Annotated in this window: 14 protein-coding genes; all 14 read left to right on the top strand. The window is 37.4% G+C overall.

The genetic code is table 11. From position 1 onward, the window contains the following. Positions 1 to 70 precede the first annotated feature (70 nt). The 14 genes from AOC36_RS06630 (at position 71) to AOC36_RS06565 (ending at position 12,702) form a co-directional block, all read left to right on the top strand. On the top strand, positions 71 to 2,011 hold the full coding sequence (locus tag AOC36_RS06630) for a DNA polymerase (RefSeq protein ID WP_067632659.1): 1,941 nt from the start codon (positions 71 to 73) through the stop codon (positions 2,009 to 2,011). Positions 2,012 to 2,066: 55 nt separating this feature from the next. After that, a complete protein-coding gene (locus AOC36_RS06625) occupies positions 2,067 to 2,282 on the top strand; it encodes an SHOCT domain-containing protein (protein ID WP_067632657.1) in 216 nt (71 codons plus the stop codon). Between the two features lie 61 nt (positions 2,283 to 2,343). After that, positions 2,344 to 3,906 carry a recombinase family protein gene (locus AOC36_RS06620; RefSeq protein ID WP_067632655.1) on the top strand — a complete coding sequence of 521 codons (1,563 nt, stop codon included), beginning with the start codon at positions 2,344 to 2,346 and terminating at the stop codon, positions 3,904 to 3,906. Continuing rightward, a complete protein-coding gene (locus AOC36_RS06615) occupies positions 3,907 to 4,323 on the top strand; it encodes a hypothetical protein (protein WP_061106162.1) in 417 nt (138 codons plus the stop codon). A 1-nt stretch (position 4,324) separates the two neighbouring features. Further along, positions 4,325 to 5,887, top strand: a complete 1,563-nt coding sequence (locus tag AOC36_RS06610; RefSeq protein ID WP_470295746.1) for a recombinase family protein — start codon at positions 4,325 to 4,327, stop codon at positions 5,885 to 5,887. Positions 5,888 to 6,029: 142 nt separating this feature from the next. Beyond that, a complete protein-coding gene (locus AOC36_RS06605) occupies positions 6,030 to 6,254 on the top strand; it encodes a helix-turn-helix domain-containing protein (RefSeq protein WP_002303393.1) in 225 nt (74 codons plus the stop codon). Between the two features lie 15 nt (positions 6,255 to 6,269). After that, positions 6,270 to 6,509, top strand: a complete 240-nt coding sequence (locus AOC36_RS06600) for a hypothetical protein (RefSeq protein ID WP_067632653.1) — start codon at positions 6,270 to 6,272, stop codon at positions 6,507 to 6,509. Then, complete coding sequence (locus AOC36_RS06595) at positions 6,510 to 7,259, top strand: Crp/Fnr family transcriptional regulator (RefSeq protein WP_046388156.1); 750 nt, start codon at positions 6,510 to 6,512, stop codon at positions 7,257 to 7,259. Between the two features lie 166 nt (positions 7,260 to 7,425). Next, on the top strand, positions 7,426 to 7,728 hold the full coding sequence (locus tag AOC36_RS06590; RefSeq protein ID WP_012658664.1) for a hypothetical protein: 303 nt from the start codon (positions 7,426 to 7,428) through the stop codon (positions 7,726 to 7,728). Between the two features lie 51 nt (positions 7,729 to 7,779). Further along, positions 7,780 to 9,627, top strand: coding sequence for a heavy metal translocating P-type ATPase (locus AOC36_RS06585; protein WP_067632650.1), 1,848 nt, complete (start codon positions 7,780 to 7,782; stop codon positions 9,625 to 9,627). Positions 9,628 to 9,722: 95 nt separating this feature from the next. Then, on the top strand, positions 9,723 to 9,956 hold the full coding sequence (locus tag AOC36_RS06580) for a heavy-metal-associated domain-containing protein (protein WP_012658662.1): 234 nt from the start codon (positions 9,723 to 9,725) through the stop codon (positions 9,954 to 9,956). Positions 9,957 to 10,331: 375 nt separating this feature from the next. Next, on the top strand, positions 10,332 to 10,610 hold the full coding sequence (locus AOC36_RS06575; protein ID WP_067632648.1) for a hypothetical protein: 279 nt from the start codon (positions 10,332 to 10,334) through the stop codon (positions 10,608 to 10,610). Positions 10,611 to 11,012: 402 nt separating this feature from the next. Continuing rightward, a complete protein-coding gene (locus tag AOC36_RS06570; RefSeq protein WP_067632647.1) occupies positions 11,013 to 11,507 on the top strand; it encodes an AAA family ATPase in 495 nt (164 codons plus the stop codon). A gap of 226 nt (positions 11,508 to 11,733) precedes the next feature. Next, positions 11,734 to 12,702: a helix-turn-helix transcriptional regulator gene (locus tag AOC36_RS06565; RefSeq protein WP_067632645.1), complete on the top strand. Its 969-nt coding sequence runs from the start codon at positions 11,734 to 11,736 to the stop codon at positions 12,700 to 12,702. Positions 12,703 to 12,739: the final 37 nt, after the last annotated feature.

Here is a 12,739-nt window from a genome sequence, read left to right as displayed (position 1 = left end):
AAACAATAAACTTGACGGTGGTGGAGGTCTTCCCTCTGCCACCTTTTTTCATTTAGGAAAGGTGGTAGCTATGAAGAACTTAGAAATTGATATCGAAACCTATTCATCTACCAATCTACAAAAAAGTGGTGTTTATCGTTACGTAGAAGCAGATGATTTTGAGGTGATGCTGTTTGGTTATGCGGTTGACGGTGATGAAGTTAAGGTCATCGATTTGATGAATGGAGAAAAGATTCCAAAAGAAATCCTAGATGCCTTAACCGATGAAACCATTACGAAGTGGGCATTTAATGCTCAGTTTGAGCGAGTATGCCTTTCACGTTATTTGGGCTATCCCACTGGGACTTATCTAAATCCTTCCTCATGGAAATGTTCCATGGTTTGGTCTGCCTATATGGGACTTCCTCTTTCTTTAGAAGGTGTAGGTGCAGTGCTAGGCCTTGAAAAGCAAAAGCTGACGGAGGGTAAAGACCTGATACGATATTTTTGTCTTCCATGTACTCCAACAAAAATAAATGGTGGTAGAACTCGTAATTTGCCAACCGATGAAAGAGATAAATGGCAGCAGTTTAAAGCATATAACAAGCGTGATGTGGAGGCAGAAATCCAGATACAACAAAGATTGATCAAGTTTCCAGTGCCAGAGGACATCTGGGATGAGTATCATCTCGACCAAGAAATTAACGATCGAGGCATAAAGGTGGATATGGATTTTGTTAAGCAGGCCATCGCTATGGATGACATCTCTCATGAAAAACTACTAACCGCCATGCAGCAGATAACACATCTCGAAAACCCAAACTCCGTACAACAGATGAAAGGCTGGCTTTCAGATAACGGTCTAGAGATGGAGACACTCGGGAAAAAGGCTGTCGCTGAGAAACTTGAGGAAACAGATGGTGAACTAAATGAAGTTCTTTCACTTCGTCAGCAACTGGCAAAATCCTCGGTAAAGAAATATACAGCAATGGAAAATGCGGTTTGTGCAGATTCTCGCGCCAGGGGAATGTTTCAGTTTTATGGAGCTAACAGAACCGGTCGCTTTGCCGGTAGGCTTGTGCAATTGCAAAATCTCCCTCAGAACCATATGCCAGATTTAAAAGAGGCGCGAACTATTGTCAGAAATGGTGATGTTGAAACACTAGAACTGCTCTATGAAGATATACCCGATACACTCTCACAACTAATTCGTACAGCCTTTGTACCAAGAGTTGGTCATAAGTTTATTGTGGCTGACTTTTCAGCCATTGAGGCTCGTGTGCTTTCATGGCTTGCAGGTGAGACATGGCGAACGGATGTATTTGCTAGTGGTGGTGATATCTACTGTGCATCTGCCTCACAGATGTTTGGTGTTTCCGTTGAAAAGCATGGTGTGAACGGTCACTTGAGACAGAAGGGTAAAATTGCTGAATTGGCACTTGGCTATGGTGGTTCTGTTGGTGCATTAAAAGCCATGGGCGCATTAGAGATGGGGCTTGAAGAGGAAGAATTAAAACCGCTTGTGAATGCCTGGAGAATGTCTAATCCCAACATCACACAGTTCTGGTGGGATGTAGATCGGGCGGCTAAACAATGCGTAAAGGAAAATAAATCACAAGAAACCCATGGCATCGAGTTTCATTGTCTTAGTGGCATGCTTTTTATCGTTCTTCCCTCCGGCAGAAGGCTTGCCTATGTAAAACCTCGAATTGGTGAGAATCAGTTTGGTGGTGAGTCTGTTACCTATGAAGGAGTAGGTGGAACAAAGAAATGGGAGCGTCTTGAAAGTTACGGTCCTAAGTTTGTAGAGAATATTGTTCAAGCCATCTCCCGTGATATTTTGATGTATTCAATGAAGATGCTTAGTACTTATCCTATTGTGGCTCATGTCCATGATGAAGTAATTATTGAAGCGAATCCTCAAATATCGGTTACTGAAGTATGTAAACAGATGAGTCAAGTGCCACCTTGGGCAAAAGGGCTGCTACTTGATGCCGATGGCTATGAATGTGACTTTTATCAAAAAGATTAATAAAACCATCAGATTTCACCTCCTGCCGTGGCTACTAGGTAGGAGGTGTTTTTCTATGAACATTTATGAAGTAAAAGACGGCTGTCCTTTAAAGGGCAAAACCGAGCAGATGACAGAGGAAGAACTGCAAAAGGAATATGACTTTCACATAGCAGAGAGTATTGTCGCAAACCTATATAAAGAAGGCAAAATCACAGCGGATGAATTACACAAAATATCAGCCTTGAACAGGCAGAAATTTTCTCCCCGTTTAGCCGAGATTATGTTCTAAAAAGCTTGCTATTAATAGCTTTTAGAGTGATGTATGTAATGGGCGAAAGCGAGGTGAGATGATGAAAAAGATAACAAAAATAGATGAACTGCCCCAGGGACAACTACCTAATACGAAACTTAGGGTTGCCGCCTATGCCAGGGTCTCAACCGATAGTGATGAACAGCTTGAAAGCCTTAAAGCACAGCGTGAACACTATGAGCGCTATATTAAGTCTAATCCAGAATGGGTATTTGCTGGTCTTTATTATGACGAAGGGATCTCCGGCACCAAGATGGAGAAACGGACTGAACTGCTCCGTATGATACGAGATTGTAAGCAAGGTCGGATTGATTTTATTATCACCAAATCAATCAGCCGCTTTGCTCGTAATACAGTAGATTGTCTAGAGTTAGTAAGAAAACTGATTGATATCGGTGTTTATATTTATTTTGAAAAAGAGAATCTAAATACGGGTGATATGGAAAGTGAACTGATGCTTTCTATTCTTTCAGGGTTTGCTGCAGAAGAGTCTGCATCTATTTCACAAAACTCAACATGGTCCATTCAAAAGAGATTTCAAAATGGCAGTTATGTTGGTACTCCACCCTACGGCTACACCAATACAGATGGTGAAATGGTAATCGTCCCAGAAGAAGCAGAAATCATCAAACGTATTTTTACTGAGTGCCTTTCAGGGAAAGGTGGAGGTACTATAGCAAGAGGTTTGAACAAAGACAAAATCCCAGCAAGAAGAGGTAATCACTGGAGTGCAGGCACGGTGATAGACATGCTCCGAAACGAAAAATACATGGGAGATGTTTTGTTACAAAAGACCTACACTGATAGTAACTACAACCGCCATTCGAATACAGGTGAAAAAGACCAGTACTATTACAAGGACAATCATGAACCTATTATAAGTAGAGAAGACTTTGCTAAGGCACAAGATCTCATTGATGAAAGAGCCAAGATGAAGTGTAAGGGCGTGAAAAAGAACGTTTATCTTAATCGATATGCTTTAAGTGGCAAGATTGTCTGTGGAGAGTGTGGTCGCAATTTTAGGAGAAAGACAAACTACTCAGCTGGTAGGAGTTACATTGCTTGGAGTTGCATCGGTCATATCGAAGACAAAGAGAGTTGCTCCATGTTGTTCTTGCGAGATGGAGAAATAAAAGCCACATTGACAACCATGATGAATAAGCTTGCTTTCAGTCATAAGCTAATCTTAGAACCGCTATTCAAATCAATTAGCCAAATTGATGAAGAAAGCGACCGTGAAAGAATGGATGCTATTGATAAGCGAATGGAGCAACTCATGGAAGAACGCAACACCCTTATTACACTGATGGCCAAAGGTTTCCTTGAGCCAGCTCTTTTTAATCAGGAACGTAATGTCTTGGATAGTGAGATAAAAAATCTTACAACTGAAAAAACAAACCTGGTAACGAACTCTACGAGTGGGGTTTTACGAGCAAACGATATAAAGGACCTCATTAATTATGTGTCAGCAGATAATTTTAATGGTGACTACACGGAAGAACTATTTGAAGAATTTGTAGAGAACATCATTGTAAATTCCAGGGATGAGCTGACATTCAATTTGAAATGCGGTCTTTCCCTGAAAGAAAAGGTGGTGAGATAAATGGCATATATTCCATATGGATACAAAATTCAAGACGGAGTGGTTACTGTCGATGAAAAGGCAGCAGGTCAAGTAAAGGTATTCTTTGAGAAATACATATCAGGACTATCCCTTACAGTGGCTGGCGAACAGGCAGGTATTGATAAGACACACTCAGTAATGGGACGTATTTTGAAAAACGTCAACTACCTTGGAAATGATACGTATCCAGCAATTATTGATAAAGAGATATTTGATAAAGCTGAAGAAGTTAGAGATAAACGTGCAAAGGATTTAGGACGAGTGGTAGAGCTTGCCGCTTTTACCTCTCCCCCTCCCAAAGAACGATTCAAAATGAAAAAGGCAGATAATAAGATGCCCGTGGATCCTTTTGAACGAGCAGAATACTTATACAGTCTGATAGAAAGCGAGGAATAAAGTGACAGAGAAAAATATAATGGTCATTCCTGCTCGTAAAAGAGTGGGAAGTACAGCCGCAAAAGAAAAGATAAAGAAACTTCGTGTTGCTGCCTATTGCCGTGTTTCTACAGAAACGGAAGAACAAAATTCTAGCTATGAGGTTCAGGTCGCACACTACACGGAGTTTATAAAGAAGAATACTGAATGGGAGTTTGCTGGAATCTTTGCAGATGATGGTATCTCCGGTACGAACACCAAAAAGCGTGACGAATTTAATCGTATGATTGCAGCGTGCATGGACGGAAACATCGACATGGTTATTACAAAATCCATCAGCCGATTTGCACGTAACACCCTAGACTGTCTTCAATACATTAGACAGCTCAAGGATAAGAACATATCCGTCTATTTTGAAAAAGAGAACATTAACACCATGGATGCCAAAGGTGAGGTTTTGCTGACTATTATGGCATCTCTAGCACAACAGGAAAGCCAGAGCCTTTCACAAAACGTTAAACTTGGACTTCAGTACCGATACCAACAAGGAAAGGTACAGGTCAACCATAAACGATTTATGGGCTACACCAAAGATGAAGATGGCAATTTAATCATTGTTCCCGAGGAAGTTGAGATTATCAAACGCATCTACCGAGAGTACCTTGAAGGTCAGAGTCTAGTGCGCATTGGTCGAGGTCTTGAAAAGGATGGTATTTTAACAGCAGCAGGAAAACCAAGATGGCGACCAGAATCCGTTAAGAAGATCCTTCAAAACGAAAAATACATCGGAGACGCCCTTCTGCAAAAGACTGTCACAGTAGATTTTCTTACCAAGAAACGAGTGAAGAACGAAGGTCATCTTCCTCAGTATTATGTTGAAAATAGCCATGAGGCTATCATTCCCAAAGAATTATTCTTACAGGTGCAGGAGGAAATTCATCGAAGAAGCAATATCTACACAGGAGAAGGTAAGAACAAAAGAATTTACAGCAGCAAGTACGCTTTAAGTGCCATTACCTTCTGTGGAGATTGTGGCGATATTTATAGGAGAACCTATTGGAATATTCATGGCAGAAAAGAATTTGTCTGGCGATGTGTGACTAGAATCGAGCAAGGTCCTGAAGTTTGTAAGAACCGAACCGTAAAAGAAGATGAACTCTATGGTGCTGTAATGACCGCAATTAATAAGCTACTTGCTGGTGGCAACAACATGATAAAGACCCTGGAAGAGAACATTCATGCTGTGATTGGTGAAACCACAGAGTATCAAATTTCAGAGATTAACAACTTACTGGAGGAAAAGCAAAAAGAACTTATCAAGCTGGCGAACAAGGGTCAAGACTATGAACACCTAGCAGATGAGATTGATGAGCTGAGAGACAAGCGACAGCTCCTTTTAGTAGAAGATGCCTCCCTCAGTGGCGAGAACGAGCGAATCAATGAGCTGATTGAATTTATCCGCAAGAACAAATTCCGCACCTTAGAATATGATGATAAGCTTGTAAGGAAGATAATCCAGAGCGTTACAGTCTATGAAGACCACTTCGTCATAGCCTTCAAATCTGGCATCGAAATGGAAATATGAAAACCAGAAGTAAATAGCCCATGACTCTACAGTAGAGTTGTGGGTTTTCTTTTGCTTGCTGATTATAATAATATTTTAATAACTATTGTATTTATCAACCAAATGGTTTACAATATTCTTAGCGTAAACTTGGAGGTGCTGTATGACTACGGCAGAAATGATTAAAGAACTGTGTGAGCAAATGAATATAAGCGTTTCTGAACTTGCCAGACGTATCGGCCAGACTCCACAAAATTTCAATAAGAAATTACAACGTGAAACGGTAACCTTGGATGAGTTGAAGGCCATTGCTGATGTGCTAGGTGTCAAGTTTGTGCAGGCATTTATTTTACCAGATGGAGATGAAATAAAAATATCTAACGAATAAAGGAGGCAGTCTAATATGATGATTAGTCCGGAAAGTCACTATGAAGAGTATCTCAAAGGAAAAACAAAAGAAGAAATAATGACCGCCATCCGAGGACTTAAGCAAGAAATAGGTCGTCTAAAAAATTCTATGGAAAGTCTAGGCTATGGCGATAACCCAATTACAATTCCGTATGAATCTACTTGCATTTACTGGATTCATGAATATTTTGAAAAGATAAACAAGTTCACAATAAGGTATGAAAGGGGTATCTAAATGCCAAAAAAGGATTCTATACAAGACAAAAGAAAGAATGGGTGTAATACTTCCTCTCACACTCATCATCGCAGAGATAACTCAGATTCACAGACTTCATGTATCAGTGTTGTTCCAATCTTTAATCATTTAGAAGAAGAACAGATGGATGAAATTATGAAAGTAATGAGGTCAATTTCATATAAAAAGGGTGAAGTGGTTTATCGGGAGGGAGATACATCCAATGCCTTATATGTTGTAAGTAAGGGTAAAATTAGAATCTACCGTTTATCTGAGTCTGGAAAAGAACAATTATTGAGAATTTTAAATCCAGGAGATTTTACTGGAGAACTTGCTTTGTTTCGTGAATCAATCCATGAAGCGTATGCAGAAGCAATGAGTGATACTGATGTGTGTATGATTAGTAAAAATGATTTACAAGAATTTTTATTAAAGTACCCTACGATATCCTTGAAGTTCTTATCAGAGTTTTCTAACCGATTGGAAACATCAGAAAAACAAACAACCAGATTTGCCACAGAGAAGGTGGATTCTAGAATAGCGCTGTTTCTTGCAGAATGCTTGGATGGTGATGAGGGTTCAATGGAAATTGAATTGCCAATGAATAGAAAGGATTTAGCCTCTTACTTAGGAACTACACCTGAAACGATAAGTAGAAAGTTTGCTGATTTTGAAGAGGCAGGTTATATAAAGCAAAAAAGAAACAGAAAGATTGAGATTTTAGATTTAGATGGTTTGTTGCTGATATAGCAGATAATCTTAAAATAAAAAATAGAACAGTTGGCATTAATTTAAAAATACCAACTGTTCTATTTTTCTGCGTAAAAAGAACAAACTTGATGTAGATCAAGTTAATATCTTTTAATCCCTTATATAATGTAATCAACCCAAAGAAAAAAGAAAGAAGGAAAAAAACATGTCAAAAAAATTAGATTTTAATCAAGTTAAGGAAACACATTTAAAAACATTAGCACAGTATGTACCAGTTGTAGCACGAGTTCATGGCGGCAATCATCCAGAATTTCACCAAGTTCGTGAAGTATATGATAAGCTTGCAAAAAAATTAAAAGATACAGGAAGGGGAAAACCTGACTTAGTAGATGAATTTGTAAAGTTACGTAAAATTACAGACAATTATACAGTTCCAGAGGATGTTTGTGAAAGCTATGAAGCAGTATATAACCTGTTGGCAGAATTAGATAAAGCATATGAATCATAAAAGAAACAAGTGATACAATTAATAAAAATCATAATAGGAAGGAGTATGAATATGCAAAAATTAATTTTAGGAAGAAAGAATCATATTACAATAGTAAGTGCAATTTTAATAATAATTGCATATGTTAGTAAATTAGGATTTCAAAACGAACCTATAGCCATATGGTCACTAATAATTGCCTCTGTTTTAGGAGTTATACCGATTGCCATCCAAGCGTATCAAGCACTCAGAGTTAAAGTAGTCAGTATTGATGTGTTAGTGACCATTGCAGTCATTGGCGCGTTTCTAATTAGAAATTATGAGGAGTCAGCAATTGTTACCTTTTTATTTCTATTTGGAGCTTATCTAGAACAAAGAACACTGAATAAAACACGTTCTGCAATAAAAGAATTAACTGAAATGGCGCCTGAAGTTGCTCTAAAGCAACTGAAAAATGGTGAGTTTGAAGAAGTAGAAATAGATGAAGTTGATGTAGGAGATATTTTGCTTGTTAAAACGGGTGCAAAAATCCCAGTTGACGGTACAGTGTTAACAGGAGAAGGGTATATTAATGAAGCAAGTATTACAGGAGAAGCGGTTCCTGTAAGTAAAAAGAAAGATTCGGGGGTATATGCCGGAACAATTTTAGAAAATGGAACTATTCAAATCACTGCTGATCGTGTAGGTGAGGATACTACTTTTGGTAAAATCATTGAGTTGGTTGAAGAAGCACAGGATTCAAAATCAGAAGCAGAACGTTTCATTGATAGATTTTCTAAATACTACACACCAGCTGTTTTAGTTCTCTCTTTTATTGTATGGATATTTTCAAGGGATATTGAACTTGCAATTACAATATTAGTTTTAGGATGTCCAGGAGCATTGGTAATCGGTGTACCAGTTTCAAACGTCGCGGGGATTGGCAATGGAGCACGTCATGGAGTACTTCTAAAAGGTAGCGAGGTTATTAGTGACTTTAGCAGACTAGATACCATGGTATTTGACAAAACAGGTACATTAACAATAGGAAATCCCAAAGTAGCTGATAAAGAAATTTATGCAGATAATGAATATGAAGTATTAGGGTATCTAGCAAGTGTTGAAAAGGAATCAGATCATCCATTAGCAAAAGCAGTTGTAGAATATATTGGAGATATAAAATTATATACAATTGAAAAAACAGATGTTGTAAAAGGTGGAGGAATTGTAGCTCATGTAGAAGGTCATAAAGTTGCAGTCGGTAATGTGGCACTAATGGAGCAAGAAAATATTCTTTTAAGTGAAAAAGCTCGTGCAGATATTGCCAGATTTGAGAAAAATGGAAACTCACTTGTTTTAACATCAGTTGATGGTGAATTAAAAGCATTGATGGGTATTCGTGATCAAATTCGCCCGGGTGTAAAAGATGATCTTAAAAAGTTGAAAAAACTTGGTGTTAAAAATCTAGTAGTTCTTTCTGGTGATAACCAAGGAACAGTTGATTTAGTAGCACGTGAACTAGGACTTACAGAAGCTCATGGACATATGTTGCCAGAAGATAAAGCAACATATATTAAAGAGTTACAAGAAAAAGGTCAAATTGTGGCATTTGTTGGAGATGGAGTAAATGATAGTCCTTCACTAGCTCTAGCACAAATTGGAATTGCTATGGGAAATGGAACAGATGTAGCAATCGAAACTTCAGATGTTGTTTTAATGAATTCAGATTTCAGCCGCTTGCCACATGCATTAGGTTTAACAAAAGCAACCGCTAATAACATGCTTCAAAATATTATTATTGCAGTAGGGGTTGTATTAGTCCTTCTTGCCAGCGTATTCTTTAGTGAATGGATGAACATGTCAATCGGAATGTTAGTACACGAAGCAAGCATATTAGTGGTCATTTTAAATGGCATGAGGTTGCTACGCTACAAACTATGAAAATAAACAACAAATTAAGCTGTTGATGCAAATCAATTTAATGATGATAATAATCGAGTATAATAAAATCGATATAAACTAAAGGAGAGAAGAAAATGCAAAAAGCAACGATTCAATTAGAAACATTAACATGTCCGTCTTGTATGCAAAAAATAGAGAATGGTGTGAAATCTTTGGACGGGGTAAGTAAAGAGAGTTTAAAAGTACTATTTAATTCAAGCAAGGTGAGGGTGGAATTTGACGATGAAAAAGTATCTATAAAAGACATTGAACATGTTATCGACAAATTAGGTTATGAAGTATTAAAATCCCAGGTCAAAAATATTTAAGTAGCGAACCAATTAAGTTTGTATGGGAGATAGTGTTTGGGAAGCAATTTTTCCTAAGAACTGTATTAGAGGAGCTATGTAATAAATCCATACTTTGACTGATATGTTCTCACATACGAAAGCCCTCTGTGGATATGTTTCCACAGAGGGAATTTTCGATAAAAGCATTTGAGCCAATATTTCTTGACAGCTATGAATTCATCTCAAAACATGTGGAGACGGTAGTTTTGTTACAACGAGTGTAAATTTTAAGTAATTCATCATTTTTTAGTATCCATACTGTCACTACATCTAGATAGGTTAAGATGATTTTATAACAAAAAGTAATTATTCAAAGATTCAAATAGAAATAGTACTACGGAAAGTAGACCAACTATGACAAAAAGCAACAGTAAGTATATGTATTCATTCGTTTTGGATTACCTTGTTGGAAATAAAGACCGCATGGACTTTGACTTAGATTTCAACTATTACTTGATTAAACACTTTCCAGCCATGCATAGAAGAAACGAATATGAAGCAGATTGCTTCGCCTATTATCTCGAAGAAGAGGGTTATGATGTCTCAGAAAATCTATCAGACACACAACACAAAGCGCTGATAAAAAAACAATGGAAGCAATTTGTTGAGGAAACAGGCGTAAAAGTAAAGTAACAACCCTTGATCATTAAATAATGTCCATAAAGGATAAGCGTATTTAATACCGATGATATGAGTCGTTATATTTACAAGTATATTTTACGTGAAATGAGAAGCGCAGAAGTTTTAGACGTGAGACCAAAAATTGACGATTAATGTCAAGTTAGCAAGAGATTTCATAGCGCTATAGCATATTGTCTTTGAGCGCCTTTCTTATCAATGTATTGGCTTAAACATAAGTGACAAGAAATCTTCGATTTCTATAAGTGGGGGATGAATTGATTTTTTATGGTTAATATGGCTTCATTTCGTTTAGTTTGCCCATTCAAACCATGATAAGTGTGTTCGTGGCAAGGTTAAACAAGATAGTGAAGACGGTTAGTATCAGAAGTACTGGAACCAAAGGAGATGATGAAGATGAAAACACTTTATATGATTGGTGGCACAATGGGGGTGGGAAAAACAACCATTTGTCAACAACTAAAAAATACATTACCTCAATCTGTTTTTTTAGATGGTGATTGGTGCTGGGATGCGAATCCTTTTTTGATCACTGAAGAAACAAAAGCAATGGTAATCGACAACATTTGTTACTTGCTGAATAATTTTATGAGATGCTCTGCATATGACAATGTTGTTTTCGGTTGGGTGATGCATGAACAGACGATTATTGATTCTGTGATTGAAAGACTTGATCTTCAAGCGTACACTACTAAATGCATATCGCTTGTAGTCAACGAAAGTGAATTAAGAAATAGACTTGCACAAGATATTCAAGCTGGCATTCGTAACGAATCGGTTGTTCAAAGAAGTATTGAAAGACTTCCAATGTATCAAAACCTAAATACAATCAAAATTGACACCAGCAATAAGAGTATCCAAACGATTGTGAAAGAAATCATTGAGTGCTAAACTTATCAATAAATTAACATGATTGAAGAAATAAGTTGCATTTATTTCAAGATAGCAAATGAAGTTTAAATCTATCAGATAAGTAGTAAAATGTTTCATATAAGGACGAATTTGTTAATCAAGACTTAAATCAAAAATATAGAGAGTATAATAACAAGTGAAATCAAGCGCCTTAACATGTGTTCTTTTATAATGGTTCTATAACAGTAGAAAAGAGGTGGATGTGATGTATGAGTGGCACAAGAATATTCAAGTAATCGTTGATGAAATTGACCGTTGCATCAAGCATCAAAATGATGAAGCACTTACTCTAGAACATCTTGCACAAAAGTTATCATATTCAGAATTCTATATTTCAAGAAAGTTTAAAGAAATCTCTGGGATGCAGTTCAGAGATTATCTACGATATAGAAGGCTTGCTTTTGCACTGAAGCAAGTGCGCGATACACAAAGCAGTTTTTTAGAAATTGGGTTGAATCACGGATTTTCTTCACATGAAGCGTTTACGCGTGCATTCAAGGAAACATATGGAATGTCTCCCCGTGAATATCGACAAAACCCAACACCCGTGCACCTTCAATCAATCATAAGACCCTTTGACTGTTATCTTTTAGAAGCAGGAGGAACTGGTATGTTAGGATCAGTTGAGGATATAAAAACTTATTTTGTTAGGATTCCAGCACATAAGTTTTTGCATATTAAGAATTACGAAAGCAGAGGCTATTGGGACTTTTGGCAAAAACAGAGTCTTATTCCCGGTCAGGATTGCGAAACGATTTGCGGAATTCTGGATAGTATTAAGGGGAAATTGGATGATAATGGTGGAAGTGAAATGAATAGCGGTAGTGGACAAATCATGGCTTATATCAATGAACCCACTGGAAGAATTTGTAGTTGGGGTATTCCACTTTCAGAATGTTATGGAGTGCGCTTACCAATTGATTATGATGGTGAAATTCCACCACAGATGCACATGGTTGTTGTACCAGAAGCAGAATATATCGTATTCGAACATGGACCCTTTGATTTTGAAACAGAAAACAGTAGCGTAGAACAATTAATCGAAGAAGCCATGAAAACATTTGATTATTCAGCTACAGGGTACTGCCTTGATACCTCACCCAATCGAATTTTCTATTTCTACCACGATTGTTTACGGTTTTGGAAGTATATAAGACCCGTGCGTAAGGTATAATATAACAACCTAAATAATTTCAATACGACAGTTTGAT

This window comes from Erysipelothrix larvae, from assembly GCF_001545095.1.
Taxonomy (GTDB): Bacteria; Bacillota_I; Bacilli_A; order Erysipelotrichales; family Erysipelotrichaceae; genus Erysipelothrix; species Erysipelothrix larvae.
This window is presented reverse-complemented; position numbering and strand designations above follow the sequence as displayed.